Raw genomic sequence first — 16804 nt, forward strand, 5'->3', positions numbered from 1 at the left:
CCCCGTGTGTCCGGGGGCGGGGGCAAGGTCGGTCCCGCGGGCGGGGTCTCCGGGGCGGCGCCTTCGCCCCCCCAGGCCAAGAAGGTCCTGGAACTGAGCCTGTGTGAGGCGATCGCCCTACGCCACAAGGCCGTCGGTTCAGGGCACATCCTGTTGGCGCCGTCGCGCCAGGGGTTGCCGGAACCGGTGGCGGCCGTGGTCGTCGGCCACGGCCTGACCTACGAGCGGGCCCGCCGCGATGTGGGTGCCGCGCTCGACGACGCGGCCTGAGCGCTCAGGTCCCGGAACCGTTGCCCCGGCCCTCGCGGTCCCGGTCGGGGACCAGGACGCTCAGACAGGTGACGCAGCCCTCCATCTTCTCGAACTCCGAGACGTCCACCGGCAGCACCCGCCAGTGCTCAGCGGTCAGTTCGTGGATGGTGGCGTGCGCGGCGGCGCTGACCAGGATGTCGCGCCCGCCCAGAGGCAGCACGTGCGCCCCCGGTTCCTCGGGGGCGCGCCGGATCGGGGGCAGTGCGGTGGCGTCCACCAGATCGGGCAGCCCGATCAGCGATCCGTCGGGGAGGGCGGTCACCGCCGACTTCAGGTGCAGGACCGCCTTGAATTCGACCCGTTTGACCTCGCGGCCGAACGGTTTGAGTAGACGTGCCAGCTGATCCGCTCCCTCGGCGTTGGTGCGCCCGCCCACACCGACGTAGACGGTCTCACCCACCTGGAGCACGTCTCCCCCGTCCAGGGTTCCGGGGGCCTCCACCCGGGCCACCCGCAGGCCCAGGGAGCGGACCGACGCCTCCACGCCCTCCACTTCGCCCCGACGTTCCTCGGCCCCGGGGCGCGTCAGCACCGCCAGGTCCCCGCAGACCACCACGGTGTCCTCGACGAACACCGAATCCGGGTGCCCCGGGGCCGGGTCGACCTCGACCACCCGCCACCCGGCCGAGGCCAGCGCCTCCTGGTAGATGACGTGCTGGCGCATGGCCAGCACGGGGTCCACGGAGGAACGGGGGACGTGGGTGAGGATGCCCCGCTCCATCTCCGGGCTGGGCCTGCGTGTGAGGGCCAGCCCCGGGCTGGTGAATCCGTCCACGTGCGTGACCTCCCGGAGACTCGGGGTCGGGGTTCGGGAGAGCTCAACGTACCGCGTCGGCCGCCCCGGATCCCGGACGCGGCACGCGGGTCGTCCGTCTTGTCCGCGGGTCCTGTGCGCGGCAGGGTGAGCACATGGACGTGATCGTTGTCGGTGGCGGGATCGTGGGCATGAGCGCGGCCTTCCACCTGGCCAGGAAGGGTGTGTCCACCGCGCTGGTGGACGCCGCGCACACGGGGCAGGCGACCTCCGCCGGGACGGGGGTGGTCTTCCCCTGGCCGTTCCCCTGGGACTCCGCGCCACTGTGGGAGTTCAAGGCGCGTGCCGCCGCGCACTACCCGGAACTGATGGCCGAGTTGGCCGAGGACAGGCACGTGACCGGGTACGAGGTGGTCGGCGGTGTCTCTGTGGACCGGGAGGGGGACGATGCCGGATACGACCTGATGCGCACCCTGGCCGAGCGGCCGGAGTTCGCCACCATGGGGCGGGTGGAACGGTTGGCGCCAGGCGAGGCGACCGGCCTGTTCCCCCTGGTGCCCGAGGAGTACGGGGGTGTGCGTATCGGGGGCATGGCCCGCCTCGACGGACGCCGGGCGCGCGATGCCCTGTTCGACGCCGCCGAGGAACGGGGGCTGCGGTACTTCAAGGGCGACGCGCACCTGTCGTGGAACGGTCACCGTGTGACCGGCGTGAGCGTGAACGGCGACGATCTGGCGGCCGACGTGGTCATCGTCGCCGCAGGGGCGTGGTCGGCGCGCCTGCTCGCGGTGGCGGGGGTGGACCTGCCGGTGTTCCCGGTGCGCGGCCAGATGACGCACTTCGCGCTGCCGGGTCGTGACACACGCGCCTGGCCGGTGGTGCGGTTCGGTGAGCGTGCGTTCTTCGTGTGCGCGTTCGGTCCGGACCGGGTGGTCACGGGTGGCACGGTCGAGCCCGAGGCGGGGTTCGACCGTCGGGTGACGGCCAGTGGGCTGCTGCGCAACCTGTCCACTGCGGTGGAGGTGTTGCCGGGGCTGGCCGAGGCCACGGTCGTGGAGACCAGGGTGGGGTTCCGGCCAGGCACGCACGACGGCCGTCAGCTGCTGGGGCGGATCGAACGGTTGCCGGGGGTCGTGGTGGCGACGGGCCTGGGGACGGAGGGGCTGACGTTCGGCCCGTACCAGGGGCTGGTCGCGGCCCGGTTGGCGATGGGGGAGGACCCGGGACTGGATCTGGCGGAGTTTCGCCCTGACCGCCCCCACGTTGAGTGACTCATATCACAGAAATCGGTCGCGGTTTTCATTTGACATTTTCGCGAAATCGCTTGCTAGAACTTGAGTTTCGGTCTTGAGAACATCTGGGCAAACCGATATTCTGAGGAGTTTTGGTGAGCGAGAAAATGCCGGTCCGCTACCTCCGTGTCGCCGCGTCGCGCCCCCTCACCCCGCACATGGTGCGTGTGACCTTCACCGGTGACGACCTGTCCGTCCCGTCCCTGGGCGGGCCCGACCAGCAGGTGAAGCTCTACTTCCCCCGCGAGGGGCAGGACGTGCCCCGCCTGCCGCGTCCCGAGGGGGACCTGACGTCCTGGTACCAGGCCTACACGGCCCTACCGGACGACGAACGCCCCTGGATGCGCAGTTTCACCCTGCGTGGGCACGATCCCGAACGGGGCACCGTCGACATCGACTTCGTCGTGCACGGCGACTCCGGTCCCGCCACCCGGTGGGCGCGGCGGGTCCGCCCCGGCGCCGTCCTGGGCATGTTCGGCCCCTCGACGGAGTTCGCCACCCCCTTCGACGCCGCCACCCCCGACTGGCTGCTCCTGGCGGGCGACGAGACCGCCCTGCCCGCCACGGGCACCCTGCTGGAGAGCCTGCCCGAGGGGCGGCGCGCCGTGGTCCTGGTCGAGGTCGGCGACACCTCCGAGGAACTGCCCCTGCCCACGCGCGCCGACGTGGACCTTCGGTGGATTCACCGTGAGGACGCCGCGCACGGGGAACGACTGGTGGCGGCCGTGCGCGCCGCCGACCTGCCGTCGGGGCGGATGGGGGCCTGGCTCGCGGGCGAGGCGGGCATGGTCCGCTCCCTGCGCCGCCACCTGGTCAACGACCGCGGCGTACCCAAACAGGACATCGACTTCACCGGATACTGGCGGCGGTCCCTGACCCAGGACGACGCTCCCACCACCGAGGACATGGCCGAGGCCCAGGAGAAGCTGGAGCTGCACCGGGAAGAGCGGTAGGACCGAGGACGGTGTCCGGCCGCGGAGCCGCGCGCGGCTCCGCGGCCGGACCGTCGGAGCCCATCGGTCAGCCCAGCTTCTTCAGCAGTTCGGCGGCGAGCGGGGCCGAAGACGCCGGGTTCTGGCCCGTGACCAGGTTGCGGTCCACGACCACCTTGGGAGCCCAGGGCTCACCCTCCTCCACCCGCACGCCGGCCTCGGTGAGGCGGTCCTGGAGCAGCCACCTGGCCCTGTCGGCAAGCCCGGCCTGGCGCTCCTCGGCGTTGGTGAACGCCGCCACCCCGTAGCCGGCGAAGGAGTTGGCGCCGTCGGCCTTGGTCGCCGCCAGGAGCGCGGCAGGGCCGTGGCAGACCACGCCCAGCGGCATCCCGCTCTCCAAGGCCCGGGTGAGCAGCGCCCCGGAGTCGGCGTTGACCGCCAGATCCTCCATCGGCCCGTGGCCGCCGGGGTAGTAGACCGCGCCGTAGTCCACCGGGTCCACGTCCTCCAGGGCGAGGGGGCTGCGCAGTTCGGTCATGGCGTCCAAGGCGGCGGTCATCCTGTCGGCGCCCTCCTGCCCGCCGTTGGCCGCAGCGGACAGGCTGGCCGCGTCCACGGTGGGGACGACCCCACCGGGGGTGGCGACGGCGATCTCGTGGCCCGCGGCCGTGAACGCCTCGTAGGGGGCGACGGCCTCCTCGGCCCAGAAACCGGTGGGGTGCTTGGTCCCGTCGGCCAGCGTCCAGTAGTCGACGCCGGTCATCACGAAAAGGATCTTCGACATGCTGTGCTCCCTCTGGGCGGCGGGCCGCTGCGGGCCCGCGGTGGGGTGGCGACGCACACCCCGACACCGCGGGTGCGGACCGCCTGTGTGGCGACGACGTTGAACACTAGGCACCGGATCCACCGGAGTCCAATGGGAAGATGAATACCTGACATCAATATTCCTATGCCTTTGCGGAAACGCGCCAGCTCTGGGATCACGCGGGCCGCCCGGGCCCACGCCTTCGTGGAGCGGGACCGGACCACGGGCAGGACCGTTCCGGTGGTGTGCGGCACCGGGCGCGGCTCCACCGGTTCGGCCGGTGCGTTCGCCAGGATGACCTGGTGGAGGAGCACACTGGGAAAGGGCGTAAGCCGGTGGAAGCCGAGACTGTGACGGGCCTGACCCCACTGCTGGTCATCGTGACCGCCGCGGTGGTGGCGCCCCTGGTGGTCGACGTGCTCGGTCGCTGGGTGGTACTTCCCGGGGTCGTGTTGGAGATCGCGTTGGGCGTCCTCATCGGCCCGTCGGGGGTCGGTCTGGTCGAGGAGAACGACGTCATCACGGCGGCGTCCGGCATGGGGCTGGCCCTGTTGATGTTCATGGCCGGCTACGAGATCGACGTGTCCCGGGTGGGAGGGGGGACACTACGCCGTGCGGGGGCGGCGTGGACGTGTGCGCTCGGTCTGGGGCTGGGTGCGGCCTGGCTGCTGCTCGGCTGGTCGCAGACGGCGCTGATCATCGGGCTGGCTCTGACCACCACGGCGCTTGGGACGGTCCTGCCCATCCTGCGCGACTCCGGGGTGCTCGACTCGGTGTTCGGCGCGCGGGTGCTGGCCTCGGGAACGGTGGGGGAGTTCGCGCCCATCGTGGTGATCGCTCTGCTGCTGAGCGGTTACCGGCCGCTGACCGGGTCGCTCCTGCTGCTGGCCTTCTTCGCCGTGGCCGTGCTGGCCGCCTGGCGGATGTCTCGGGGAACCTCCGCGCGGATACAACGGCTGGTCCGGGTGACCTTGGGTACCAGTACCCAGCTCGCGGTTCGGTTGTGCCTGCTGGTGGTGGTGTTCATGCTGTGGGTGTCCACGATCCTGGGGTTGGACAGCGTCCTGGGGTCCTTCGCAGCGGGGATCATCGTCCGGGTGATGCTGTTCAACAACCACCCAGGGGAGGTTGAGGAGGTCGAGACGCGGATGACGGCCGTGTCCTACGGCGTGTTCATCCCGGTGTTCTTCGTGGTGACCGGGGTCCGGTTCGACCTGCCGGCGCTCGTGTCGGACTGGGGCGCGGTCGCGACCGTACCGATGTTCCTGCTCCTGTTCCTCCTCATACGTGGGCTTCCTGTGTGGCTCCTGTGTCGCAAGGGGTTGAGCGGTCATGAGGGGGTGGCACTGGCGCTGTTCTCCGCCACGGCGCTGCCCCTGCTCGTGGTGCTGACCACCATCGGAACGCGCGCCGGTGACATGAACTCGGCGCACGCCGCCGCGCTGGTCGGCGCGGGGATGCTCTCAGTGTTGATCTTTCCGCAGGTCGGCCTGGTGCTGGTTGGGCGCGCACGGGTGCGGACGCACGCGGGTGAGCCCGCCGCGACGGACGGGTGACCGTGCTCGCGCCCGACCCGTGCGGTGTCCGGATGCGAGAGCTCTTCTTCGGATCCCGCCACACCTGGATGTGGGTCCCCGGAGACAGGACGGGAAGGAGGTGAGGGTGGCAGGAGTCGTTGATCGAGTGATCTGGGTTCTCCGCAGCTTCTGCCGCTGCGGTCACTGCGCGTGGTCGTTGGGGGCGTGACGGTTCCAGGCTCCTCCGTTTTCGGTAGGGACCTGTGTGGTGGTCTTGTCGTGGAACCCCAAAGCCTGCGCGATCAGCGGCGTTTCGTGCCGGGTTTATTGGAGGCTGTGGCACGTACCGGCTTCGGTGGAGCCGTGTTTCCGGATTCTCAGGCCACGGTGCTCGGTTGTCTGTTCTCGAACTCCAATAGCTGCACAACGGCCCCGAGGCGATGACGGCGTTGTCATAGCAGCCCCCGATCGACCCCGTGTGAGGGCACCAGCCCGGACTCCTTGGACCGACGCGTGAAGGCACGATCCGAACAGCACGCCGTAATCGGAATGGATCACCGTCCCTGAGGCTGGTCGGCGGTCGTCGATGGCCATTCCCAGCGCGTTCGTGGCCAGAGCCGCCGTAGGTGAGGAGTCGATCGCCCAGCCCACGACCCTGCGTGAGCACACGTCCAGCACCGCCGCGCAGTACACCTCGCCCTCCCGGATGGGGTGCTCGGTGATATCAGTGACCCAGAGTTGGTTCAGGCCTTCACGGCTGAACTGGCGGTCCACCAAGTCGTCCGAGACCGGATCCAACACTTTGCGGCGGAACTCGGCGGGGTATCCACGACGTCCCACGATGCCTCCTTGAGGTCATGTGGTCCCAGAGTCCAGGAATCCGACCCCGAAAAACGCGAGACACACCAGACCACCACACAGGTCCTTACCGAAATCGGAGGAATCTGGAACCGCTACGCCCCCAACGACCACGCACAGTGACCGCAGCGGCAGAAGCTGCGGAGAACCCAGATCACTCGATCAACGACTCCTGCCAGTCTCGCCCCCGGGAAGGCCGCATGGAGGTGGTCCTGACGGGGGAGCACCGTCTCCGGTGCTTCCCCGCCTCTGGTCGGCACGACTCCGCGTCAGGCCGGGGTGAGCACGCAGAACTCGTTGCCCTCGGGGTCGGCCAGGACCGTCCACGGCACATCGCCCTGGCCGATGTCGATCTTGGTGGCGCCGAGCTCCTGCAGCCGGGCCACCTCCTCCGCCTGGTCGTCACCGGGGTACGGCCGCAGGTCGAGATGGACGCGGTTCTTCACGGTCTTCGCGTCGGGCGTGCGGAGGAATGTCAGGTACGGGCCGACGCCCTGAGCGGAGCGCAGCACCGCCTGATCGTCGGTCACCTCGTGCAGGGTCCAGTCCATCGCCTCGTCCCAGAACCGGGCCATCGCCCGAGGGTCAACGCAGTCGACCTCCACCGCGGCTATCGGTCCGGTATCCCGGTAGATCTCCCGAGGTTCCAGCACGCAGAACTCGTTGCCCTCGGGGTCGGCCAGGACCGTCCACGGCACATCCCCCTGGCCCACGTCAGCGGGCGTCGCTCCGAGATCCTCGAGGCGCGCGACCAACTCCGCCTGATGAGCCACGGAAGTGGTGGCGAGATCGACGCGCACACGGTTCCGCACCGTCTTGGGCTCCGGCACGGCGACGATGTCAAGGCAGACGGCGACGGGGTCCGGATAGACAAAGCCCTCAGGTTCCAGGTTGGTCACGCCGGGCCCCTCGCTGGAAAGGTCCCAGTCGAGCGCCTTCGCCCAGAACCCGCCGAGCGCGGAGTCATCCAGAGCACTCATGTGAATTTGAACAAGCCGAGTTGCCATGCCGCCGATCCTATGGCCGCGCGAACCAGGGAACCTGCCCGCGTCCACCTGCCGCGGGCGGGGTTCGTCCCTCGACGGTGGGGACCCGTTCCCCGGAGGAGGCCCACCGGGTCCGGGGCGTCACCGTCGCGCGGCCACCTCGGAACCGTGCGTCACCCGGATCTTGGACTGGCCGTGCGGGAGCTCCTCCCAGTCGTCCATGAACCGGGCGCGCAACCCGTGCTTCTCCGCGAGCGCGACCAGGGTCGCGGTGCGGTAGTAGAAATCCTCCCTCAGCACATGGTGCGCCTCCTTCTCCGTGCGGCCGAAGGTGAAGTCGAACCAACCGTTCGGATGCAGGATGCGGCCGACGTGGGCGAAGCACTCCTCGATCACCTCGATCGGGGAGTGCGAGAAGACGCTGTGGGCGTGCACCACCGTGAAGTGGGCGTCGGGCAGGAAGGCGAAGGTCAGGTCCCGGACCGGTGTCAGCGTCGGCCTCTTGTCGCACAGGTCGAACTCGGCCACGGTGTCCTGCGCGGCGAAGAGGATGTCGGGCGAGATGTCGATGCCGTAGTAGTGGCCGGTGTCGAGGTAGCGGATGAACCGCCACCCCGCCCGCAGGTTGCCGCAGCCGATCTCCAGCATCCGGTCCCGCGTGGTCAGGCCGTGGGAGACCAGATAGTCGAACTGCATGGCGCCCAGCGCGAGCCATCTCTCCCGGCACGCGCTGCCGACGGCGGACTCGGGGCTCCTGGCGGTGTCCGACCTCATCACCGCCCGGTAGTAGGAGACGTGGTCGGGTGACCGGTACCGCAGCCAGGCGTCGCGTCCGGCCCTGCGGAGGTGGGCCGGGACCCGGCCCGGATGGCGGAGCGCGTAGGCGATTCTGTGGCTCAGCCGTGAGCGGTTCACGGTGAGGTTCTTCCGGGGCATCGTCGTCGGTCCCTTCTGCGGAGTCGTCTCCGGGGCGGCGGGCGTTCCGGAGCGCACGCGTGGACCGCCGACCTCCGCAGTGGTGATCGGCCCGAAATCACCCATACGAACACACAGGGTATCCATTCATGTGCGATTGGTAGGGGAAGGGGTGAACTTCGCGCGTGCCCCAGCCGCGGTACCCGGCGCGGGCACGTGAGTAGTCCTACTCAGGCGCCCCGGGGGCGGAAGGACCACGATGGACGCATGAGCACCCCCAACACACGCCCCCGGTCCACGTCGCAGTTCTACCTCCAGTCGGTCATCGCCTTCGCCGTCTCCTCCCTGGGGGCGGGCGCGGGCATCGTCTACCTACCCGTCGACCTGTGGATGCGCGCCTTCCTCGGGATGAGCCTCCTGTTCGTCATCACCTCGACCTTCACCCTGGCCAAGTGCGTGCGTGACCGCCAGGAGGACGCGATCGCCGAGGAGATGGCTCAGCAGTACCAGCAGATGCCGGTCTGGAACGGCCAGGAGCCGATCCACCAGCACCAGTAGCCGGTTCGGCGCCGCCGGGGCCTGGCGGCGGCGCCGAACCCGAGCGCGTCAGCGGGCCAGACGCCGGGCGGAAGAGCGGCTCCGGCGCGCCCCTGGCGCGCCCCCTCGCGTCCCGCCCCGGTTCCACCGCGCGACCGGCGCACCGGGGTTCGTCACCGGCCGCTCCGGGTCGGTTGGATGCGCAGGTCCTCCTCCGTCCGCTCGGTGCCGTCCGCTGCCAGGTAGCCCACGCGCACGGGTTCGCGGGAGGCGTCGTCGACCACCGACAGGGGTGCGCCGTCCGGCTTGAGGTACTTGGCCCCCCACTCCATCAGCGCGATGACGACGGGCGTCAGGTCACGCCCCTTCTGGGTGGGCACGTACTCGTACCGGGTGCGGCTGCCGGGTTCCTTGTAGGGCTCGCGGGTCAGCAGTCCGGCCTCGGTCAGGTGCTTGAGCCGGGCGGCGGCCACCGCCTCGGTGACGCCGACCCGGGTGACGAACAGATCGAAGCGGCGCACGCCGAACAGCAGTGCCTCGCGCATGATCAGCAGGGAGGAGCGGGGGCCGAGGACCTCCAGGGCACCAGCGATGGCGCACTCGGTGGGGCGCCAGGCGCGCGGGTCGGCCAGGGCGTGGTCCAGCTTGATCGTCATACCCCAGAGCCTAGTGAGCGAAGCAAGACCGGGACCCGCCCGACCGCGACGCGGCCCTGACCTCGATGCCCCGCTCCCGAGGACGGGCGGTGACCTCGCGGTCGGTCTTGCCGGTCGTTCCGATGACGAGTACTGGTGCGTTATCCATGCCGGCATCCTGGCGCCCGTGCACGCTCCGAGGCCATGCGTCGGGATACGCCGCGCACAGGCGTGCGTACAGGAGCCGCCCAGCACCTGCCCGACCGGACCGCGGGGCGGGGAGTCCGCCTCGCGGAATCGGTTCCGGGCGCCGTGCCCGGCCACGGTGACGAGGGTGTCCGTGGTGGCCTTCCGAACGGTGCGGCGGTGGCACGCCGGTTCGGCGCCCGCGCGGGACCCGGATGTCCGTACTGGAGGGTGCCGTCAGGAGGCGGAGCGTGCCAGGACACCGCGCACGACGCGGCGGGCGTCGCGGCCGACCCCGCGCAGGCTGGCCGAGGAATAGCTGCGCTGGAACTCCAGTCCCACGTACCCCAGCGCCGGGACCGTGGTGGAGATCCCGCCGGAGTGCAGCGGGCCGCCGTCGGCGTCCAGGGCGCCGGTACCGTCCAGGTAGTCCAGAGCGGGCCGGTAGCCCGTGGCCAGCAGCACGGTGTCGACGGGCTCCGTGGCTCCGTCCGCCCACTCCACACGGTGTCCTCGCAGACGGGCGAAGAGCGGTCTGCGGTCGGGGTTGCCGGTGGCGAACGCCGCGCGGAAGCGGCCGTCGTCGATCACCGGCGTGCGAACGCGTTCCCACAACCGGCCCACCGGGGCCGAGTCGACGCCCGTGACGGCACCCCACCAGTGGACGTCACGGCCCAGCGGGCGCTGGTCCACCCAGGCGATCGGTGACCGGCTGGAGAGGCTCACCCTGGCCACCCGCGCCAGCTCGACGGCGATCTCCACACCGGAGTTCCCGGCTCCCACGACCACGATCCGCTGCCCCTCGAAGGGTTCGGGGGAACGGTAGTCAGCCGAGTGGAGCACCGCGCCGGCGAACCCGCCCAGGCCCGGCAGCGCGGGGCGGTGCGGGCGGGTGAAGGTCCCCGACGCCGCGATGAGCGCGCGTGCGCGTCGCGAAGTGCCGTCCGCGGTGGAGACGGTGAAACCGTCACCGTCGTGTTCGACGCGGGTCACCTTCTGGCCGAAGTGAAAGTCGGCGTCCAGTCGGGCTGCGTAGTCGCGCAGGTAGGCCGCGACCTCGTCCCGGGAGGGGTAGGTGCGCGCACCGCCGGGCATCGCCCTGCCGGGGAGGGAGGCGTGGGGGGAGGGCGAGAACAGGGTCAGGCTGTCGTAGTAGTGCGGCCACGAACCCCCGGCCGTGTCCGCGGCCTCCAGCACCAGCGGGCGGATCCGACGTCGGTTGGCCGCTTGGACGGCGGCCAGCCCGGCCTCTCCGGCACCGATGACGACCATCGGGGACTCGGACATGAGGGATCCTCTCCGGCCTCGGGTGCGAGGGGAGGCTACCGGTCCCGCTCAGGCGCGCACAACCGCGGGTTCCGTTCCGGCGGGCGGGTCCTGGAGGCCGCGGCGCCGGCCTCGGGGGAGGCCGCACCCGCGGGCGGCCCCTCAATCGGCGGAACCCCACCGGCACGGGTCAGCGGAGTACCGCTGGACGGACGATCTGACTTGACATTTCCATAGTCAACGCCCTAGCTTCCTGGCTATGCAAATCCATAGCCAGGATGTCGGTGGGACCACCCGACACGCCGTGTTCGCCCCGGACTGGGCCGGATTCGGCGGAACCCACGGGGGCCTGGTCGCCGCCCACCTGCTCCAGGCCGCCGTCGACGTCCACGGAGCGACCCCCCGCTCCGTCACCGTCCACCTCCTGGACCCCGTCCCGCCCGGAACCTTCGACATCCGCGTCCACACGCTGCGCGGCGGCCGCTCGGCCGCCTCGACCGCCACCATCGACGGCCTGGCCACCGCGCTCATCCGCCAGACCCACGGGCCGGACTCCCCACCGGCCGTCTGGCCACACCGCGCCCCGCCCCCGACGAACCGGGCCGACCCCGACTCCCTCGACCGCTTCACCCCGCCCGAGGACATCGTGCGCTTCGGCCGCCACCTCGACATCCGCCCCCTCGGCGGCGCCCTCCCGCTCACCGCGGGAACCGAACCCGCCTACGAGGCCTGGGTGCGGCTGGCACCCGAGGCCACCGACATCGGCCACCTGGACGAGAACGCCACCCGCCTGATCCTCGTCGACGCCATGCCCCCGGGCCTGTTCGCCCTCTGGGACCGACCCGCCCCCGTGCCCACCCTCGAACTGTCCGTGCACCTGGCACCCTGTCGGCCCGACGGGCCCTGGTACCTCATCCGTCACCGCACCGTCTGGGCGTCCGAGGACCTGTGCGTCGACGAGACCACCCTGCGCACCCGAGACGGCCACCTCGCCGCCCAGGGGCGCCAACTGCGCCGCCTCATCCAGACCTGACCCACACCCACCCGACCGCGAGGGACACCGCCATGCGAGAAGCCGTCATCGTCGACGCAGTCAGAACCCCCGTCGGCAAGGGCAAACCCACTGGGGCCCTGCACGAGGTCAACGCCGTGGACCTGCTCGCCCACAGCCTCCACGCCCTCATCGAACGCACCGGCCTGAACCCCGCCCTGGTGGACGACGTCATCGGCGGCGTGGTCACCCAGCACGGTGAGCAGGCCGCCAACATGACCCGACGCGCGCTCCTGGCCGCCGGGTTCCCCGAATCCGTGCCCGCCACCACCGTCGACCGCCAGTGCGGCAGCAGCCAACAAGCCGTCCACTTCGCAGCCCAAGGCGTCATCGCCGGCGCCTACGACATCGCCGTCGCCGCCGGGGTCGAGTCGATGGGCCGCGTCCCCATGGGCGCCAACCTGGCCGGATCCGCCGACCCACTGGGGGAGGGCTTCGCCAAGCGCTACCCCGAGGGCCTGGTCGGACAGGGCATCGCCGCCGAACTCATCGCCGCGCGCTGGGGCATCTCCCGACAGCGGATGGACGAGTTCGCGCTCACCAGCCACGCCCGTGCCGCCGACGCCACCCGGCGCGGCGCGTTCGACGCCCAACTCGCCCCCGTCAACGGCCTCACCGCCGACGAGGGCATCCGCGAGGGCGGCACTCCGGAGACGCTCGCAGCCCTGCCTCCCGCCTACCGCGACGACGCCACGGCCGCCCGGTTCCCACAGATCACCTGGGACGTCACCGCGGGCAACGCCAGCCCGCTCAGCGACGGCAGCGCCGCCGTACTCATCATGAGCGCCGACACCGCCACCGCCCTGGGCCTGACGCCCCTGGCCCGGCTGCACAGCTTCGCCCTGGCCGCGGACGACCCCCTCCACATGCTCACCGCGGTCATCCCCGCCACCCGCAAGGTCCTCGACCGCGCCGGGCTGTCCATGGACGACGTCGACCTGTTCGAGATCAACGAGGCGTTCGCGTCCGTCGTCCTGGCCTGGGCCGAGGAGACCGGCGCCGACCTGAACCGGGTCAACGTCAACGGCGGTGCCATCGCGATCGGGCACCCGCTCGGCGCCAGTGGCGCGAGGCTGATGACCACGCTCGTGCACGCTCTGCACGAGCACGGCGGCCGGTACGGACTCCAGGCCATGTGCGAGGCGGGAGGGCTGTCCAACGCCACCGTCGTCGAACGGCTTTGACCAGGGCACTCCCCGGGGCCGACCGGGTGGTCGGCCCCGCTCCGTCACCTCGTCAGGCGTTGGGGGGAAGAGCGGTCCCCGCGCCCCGCTGGCGCGCTTTGAGCAGGTCGTGCCGCTCCTTGGGCAGGGTCGGCTCCCCGGCCCCCTGCACCTCGAACCCCGCGTCCTCGATCATCTCCCGGTCGGCCTTGCCCGCCTGGCCCTCGCTCGTCAGGTAGTCGCCGAGGAAGATCGAGTTGGCGATGTGCAGGGCCATCGGCTGGAGGGAGCGCAGGTGGATCTCGCGCCCGCCGGCCAGGCGCACCTCCACGTCCGGGAAGACGAAGCGGGCGGCGGCCACGATACGCAGGCAGCGCTGGGGGGTCAGCTCCCAGGTGCCCTCCAGGGGCGTTCCCTCGAAGGGCATGAGGAAGTTGATCGGCACCGAGTCCGGCTCCAGGTCGCGCAGGGCCAGGAGGGCGTCGATGAGGTCGTCGTCGCTCTCCTTCATCCCCGCGATCAGGCCCGAGCAGGGCGACAGGCCCGCGTGCTTGGCCTGCTCCACGGTCTCCACCCGGTCGGAGAACTCGTGGGTGGTGCAGATGTCGGCGTAGCGCTCCTCGGAGGTGTTGAGGTTGTGGTTGTAGGCGTCCACGCCCGCGTCGCGCAGGCGGTCGGCCTGCCCCTGGGAGAGCAGCCCCAGGCAGGCGCACACCTCGACCCCGGGGAACTCGGACTTGATGTCGGAGATGGTGGGGGCCAGGCGGTCGACATCGCGGTCGGTGGGGCCGCGCCCGCTGGCGACCAGGCACACCCGGCTGGCCCCGGCGTCGACGCCGGCGGAGACCGCCTCACGCGTCTGGTCGGGTTTGAGCCAGGTGTACTTGAGGGTGTCGGCCTCGGAACCGAGCCGCTGTGAACAGTAGAAGCAGTCCTCCGGGCACAGTCCACTCTTCATGTTCACGAGGTAGTTGAGCTTGACCCGGCGGCCGAAGTAGCGCAGCCGGACCCGGAACGCGGCGGCGACGAGGTCCATCAGGTCGTCGTCGGAGCTGCTCAGGACCTGGCGGAGTTCGTCGCGGGTGGGCGTCTCACGTCGGAGGGCCTTGTCGGCCAGAGAGTGGAAAGTCGTCACGGTGACGATCCTGGAGTGTTCCTCGCGCGGAGCGCATCCGTCGAACCCGCCAAAATCACGGCGCAAGTCTTGTGCACGCTGACTGTTTCCCCCGGGTCCGCTCCTTCCCGAAGCCGCTCTCGTACCGGAGGGAAGGGCGCCCTTCCCCCGGGGAGGCGGCCAGGGTACCCGCGAGGCGGGATCGGTGCCAGAGCGACGTGCGCGGACGGCGGCGGAGCGCCGGCTCCGCCGCCCGACGGAAAACCGGTTGTCGCCTCCGTCGCCGGGCGGAAGACTGGCGGCCCATGATGGACGGCTTCCACCCCGAGAGCAGTTTCGGACCGGACACGGCGCGACACTACGACGACCACCTCCGTGGTGACGAGGAGGCCACGGCCTCCTTCCTGGCGAGATACGCGCGACACGGAAGGGCCCTGGAGTTCGCGATCGGGACCGGTCGTGTCGCGCTCCCCCTCGCGGAACGCGGTGTGCGGGTCGACGGCGTCGAACTCTCACCGCACATGGTGTCCAGGCTGCGCGAGAAGCCGGGAGGTGAGGGCCTCGACGTGATCGTCGGTGACATGGCCTCCCAGACCACCGGCAGGACCTACCCGCTCGTGTACCTCGTCTTCAACACCGTCTACAACATCCTGACCCAGGAGGGTCAGATCGCGTGCTTCCGGAACGCCGCCCGCCACCTGGACGAGGACGGGGTGTTCGTGGTCGAGGCCGCCCCGCCCTGGGCGTGGATCCGGGGTGAGCAGTTCGTCAACGTCGAGCGCGTCACCGCGGGCGCGGTGACCCTCGACGTGAACCGGTACGACCACGCCACGCAGATCCTCGACGAGAACCACGTGCGCCTCGGCTCCGACGGTATCGACATGGCTCCCATCTCCTGCCGCCTGATCTGGCCGTCGGAGATGGACCTCATGGCCCGACTGGCCGGCCTGCGCCTCGTCGACAGGTCGGGGGGATGGAACGGGGAGCGGTTCGACGCCTCCAGCCCCTTCCACGTCAGCGTCTACGGCGCGGCCTGACCGGGGCGTCCCGAGCGAACCGAACGGAGACACACATGGACCAGCGCCCCCTGCTGTTCGTCGACGTCGACGGCCCCCTCAACCCCTACGCCCGAAGCCGCCGGAGCGCCTACCGCGACGGCTACCGGAAGTGGAGGGCGAACGGGTTCGAGGTACTGCTCAAACACGGGCACGGGGCCGCTCTGACCGCGCTGCCCTACGAACTCGTGTGGGCCACCACGTGGGGGCACGAAGCCAACGTCCACATCGCGCCCCGCATCGGCCTTCCGAAGCTTCCCGTGTGCGAGTTCCCGGTGACCGGGAACCACGCGCCCGGTCTGCACGCCAAGACCCCCGGCATCGTGGAGTACGCCGGCGGGCGGCCGTTCGCGTGGGTGGACGACGAGATCACCCGCGCCGACCGGGACTGGGTCGACATGTGGCACCCGGGACCGGTGCTCCTGCACAGAGCGGACCCGGCCAGGGGGCTCACGGCGAAGGACTTCGAGGTGTTGGCGGAGTGGGTGGTGCCCGGATGGAGGTGGGAAGGGGCCACGTGACCGTCCCCGCCCGCGCCCACCGCGTACTCACCCGCCTCCTCCCGTCCCGGGGCGGACGACGGCACGGCCGCGCACGTCACCAAGAGGGACGATGCCCGCACAGGGGGCATACCGGATACGCTGGGCACCAGCTCGGCACCCACACCAGGTCGGGGCGGCCTCACAGCCGACGCCGGTGACACCGTTCGGGGCGTGTTCACCCGGGTCCGGCCCACACCGTCAGGAGTGGAACCGGAGCGAAGGTCCCGGGCGCCCCTCGGTCGCACCGGGTGGGCCACGAGCTTCCGGCCCCTCTACCTCGGATTTCCCTGATGCGCCTGCTGTTGATCGACAACCACGACTCCTACACCTACAACCTCCACCAGCTGTTGGCGCGCGTGCTGGGCGAGTCCCCCGAGGTGCTCACGAACGACGACGCCCGCTGGGACGGCCTGGACCCCGCCGCCCTCGACGCCGTGGTGGTCTCCCCGGGCCCCGGACGCCCGCACAACCCCCGTGACCTGGGCCGGGTGCCCGAACTGCTGGCCCACACCCACCTCCCGGTCCTGGGCGTGTGCCTGGGCCACCAGGCCATCGCCCACCTGGCCGGAGCCGACGTCACCGCCGCCCCCGTCCCGCGCCACGGCCACCTCACCCGGGTCCGGCACACCGGACGCGGCCTCTTCGAGAAGCTGCCCCAGGACCTGACCGCCGTGCGCTACCACTCCCTGGCCGTCCCCGAACCGCTCCCCGCACCGCTGACCGCCACCGCCTGGGCCGAGGACGGCGTGGTCATGGGCCTGGAGCACCGGGAACTCCCGCGCTGGGGCGTACAGTTCCACCCCGAGTCGATCGCCAGCGACGCCGGAGCCGACCTGGTCGCCAACTTCCTGCGGCTGGCCCGCCCCCTCGTGCGGACGGGGACC

The 16804-nt window shown here is 70.9% G+C and carries 19 protein-coding genes; 10 read left to right on the forward strand and 9 right to left on the reverse strand.

Features of this window, described 5'->3' with window-relative positions:
- Positions 1–6: 6 nt before the first annotated feature.
- Entirely contained in the window at positions 7–270 is a 264-nt protein-coding gene (locus D471_RS42610) for a hypothetical protein (protein WP_017597533.1), read from the forward strand.
- Positions 271–274: 4 nt separating this feature from the next.
- Here the strand turns inward: D471_RS42610 and ddaH are convergent, their stop codons facing one another.
- Positions 275–1087, reverse strand: a complete 813-nt coding sequence (gene ddaH, locus D471_RS0104540) for a dimethylargininase (RefSeq protein WP_017597534.1) — start codon at positions 1085–1087, stop codon at positions 275–277.
- Positions 1088–1221: 134 nt separating this feature from the next.
- On the opposite strand from ddaH, the gene D471_RS0104545 reads away from it, so the two are divergent.
- The gene (locus D471_RS0104545) at positions 1222–2337 is read left to right on the forward strand and encodes an NAD(P)/FAD-dependent oxidoreductase (RefSeq protein ID WP_017597535.1); all 1116 of its coding nucleotides are present in this window, start codon (positions 1222–1224) and stop codon (positions 2335–2337) included.
- A 116-nt stretch (positions 2338–2453) separates the two neighbouring features.
- Complete coding sequence (locus tag D471_RS0104550) at positions 2454–3311, forward strand: siderophore-interacting protein (RefSeq protein WP_026127407.1); 858 nt, start codon at positions 2454–2456, stop codon at positions 3309–3311.
- A 67-nt stretch (positions 3312–3378) separates the two neighbouring features.
- Here D471_RS0104550 and D471_RS0104555 read toward each other — a convergent pair whose 3' ends face one another.
- Complete coding sequence (locus tag D471_RS0104555; RefSeq protein ID WP_017597537.1) at positions 3379–4074, reverse strand: type 1 glutamine amidotransferase domain-containing protein; 696 nt, start codon at positions 4072–4074, stop codon at positions 3379–3381.
- Between the two features lie 356 nt (positions 4075–4430).
- Here D471_RS0104555 and D471_RS0104560 point away from each other — a divergent pair, with 356 nt between their 5' ends.
- Positions 4431–5651, forward strand: coding sequence for a cation:proton antiporter (locus D471_RS0104560; RefSeq protein ID WP_017597538.1), 1221 nt, complete (start codon positions 4431–4433; stop codon positions 5649–5651).
- A 285-nt stretch (positions 5652–5936) separates the two neighbouring features.
- Here D471_RS0104560 and D471_RS42615 read toward each other — a convergent pair whose 3' ends face one another.
- The 3 genes from D471_RS42615 to D471_RS0104570 form a co-directional block, all read right to left on the reverse strand.
- Complete coding sequence (locus D471_RS42615; RefSeq protein ID WP_161630081.1) at positions 5937–6452, reverse strand: DDE-type integrase/transposase/recombinase; 516 nt, start codon at positions 6450–6452, stop codon at positions 5937–5939.
- A 287-nt stretch (positions 6453–6739) separates the two neighbouring features.
- A complete protein-coding gene (locus tag D471_RS0104565; RefSeq protein WP_017597539.1) occupies positions 6740–7450 on the reverse strand; it encodes a VOC family protein in 711 nt (236 codons plus the stop codon).
- A gap of 147 nt (positions 7451–7597) precedes the next feature.
- Positions 7598–8392 (reverse strand): class I SAM-dependent methyltransferase, encoded by a 795-nt coding sequence (locus D471_RS0104570; protein WP_026127409.1) that lies wholly within the window; start codon positions 8390–8392, stop codon positions 7598–7600.
- A 246-nt stretch (positions 8393–8638) separates the two neighbouring features.
- On the opposite strand from D471_RS0104570, the gene D471_RS0104575 reads away from it, so the two are divergent.
- Positions 8639–8929 carry a YiaA/YiaB family inner membrane protein gene (locus D471_RS0104575; protein ID WP_017597541.1) on the forward strand — a complete coding sequence of 97 codons (291 nt, stop codon included), beginning with the start codon at positions 8639–8641 and terminating at the stop codon, positions 8927–8929.
- Between the two features lie 152 nt (positions 8930–9081).
- On the opposite strand, the gene D471_RS0104580 is transcribed toward D471_RS0104575, so the two are convergent.
- From D471_RS0104580 to D471_RS0104585, 3 genes are all read right to left on the reverse strand, one after another.
- Positions 9082–9564: a winged helix-turn-helix transcriptional regulator gene (locus tag D471_RS0104580; RefSeq protein WP_017597542.1), complete on the reverse strand. Its 483-nt coding sequence runs from the start codon at positions 9562–9564 to the stop codon at positions 9082–9084.
- A 10-nt stretch (positions 9565–9574) separates the two neighbouring features.
- Positions 9575–9712: a hypothetical protein gene (locus tag D471_RS39320; RefSeq protein ID WP_206538920.1), complete on the reverse strand. Its 138-nt coding sequence runs from the start codon at positions 9710–9712 to the stop codon at positions 9575–9577.
- 254 nt (positions 9713–9966) lie between these two features.
- Positions 9967–11016: a flavin-containing monooxygenase gene (locus D471_RS0104585; protein ID WP_017597543.1), complete on the reverse strand. Its 1050-nt coding sequence runs from the start codon at positions 11014–11016 to the stop codon at positions 9967–9969.
- Positions 11017–11254: 238 nt separating this feature from the next.
- Here D471_RS0104585 and D471_RS0104590 point away from each other — a divergent pair, with 238 nt between their 5' ends.
- Complete coding sequence (locus D471_RS0104590) at positions 11255–12028, forward strand: thioesterase family protein (protein WP_083924083.1); 774 nt, start codon at positions 11255–11257, stop codon at positions 12026–12028.
- Positions 12029–12060: 32 nt separating this feature from the next.
- Positions 12061–13230, forward strand: a complete 1170-nt coding sequence (locus tag D471_RS0104595) for a thiolase family protein (RefSeq protein ID WP_017597545.1) — start codon at positions 12061–12063, stop codon at positions 13228–13230.
- 52 nt (positions 13231–13282) lie between these two features.
- Here D471_RS0104595 and bioB read toward each other — a convergent pair whose 3' ends face one another.
- Positions 13283–14344 (reverse strand): biotin synthase BioB, encoded by a 1062-nt coding sequence (gene bioB / locus D471_RS0104600; protein ID WP_017597546.1) that lies wholly within the window; start codon positions 14342–14344, stop codon positions 13283–13285.
- A 284-nt stretch (positions 14345–14628) separates the two neighbouring features.
- On the opposite strand from bioB, the gene D471_RS0104605 reads away from it, so the two are divergent.
- The 3 genes from D471_RS0104605 to D471_RS0104615 form a co-directional block, all read left to right on the forward strand.
- Positions 14629–15360: a class I SAM-dependent DNA methyltransferase gene (locus D471_RS0104605; RefSeq protein WP_017597547.1), complete on the forward strand. Its 732-nt coding sequence runs from the start codon at positions 14629–14631 to the stop codon at positions 15358–15360.
- 35 nt (positions 15361–15395) lie between these two features.
- Positions 15396–15899: a hypothetical protein gene (locus tag D471_RS33015; protein WP_017597548.1), complete on the forward strand. Its 504-nt coding sequence runs from the start codon at positions 15396–15398 to the stop codon at positions 15897–15899.
- A gap of 311 nt (positions 15900–16210) precedes the next feature.
- A partial coding sequence (locus D471_RS0104615; protein WP_026127410.1) for an anthranilate synthase component II occupies positions 16211–16804 on the forward strand: 594 nt, incomplete at its 3' end.

It is taken from the genome of Nocardiopsis lucentensis DSM 44048, from assembly GCF_000341125.1.
GTDB classification, from domain to species: domain Bacteria; phylum Actinomycetota; class Actinomycetes; order Streptosporangiales; family Streptosporangiaceae; genus Nocardiopsis; species Nocardiopsis lucentensis.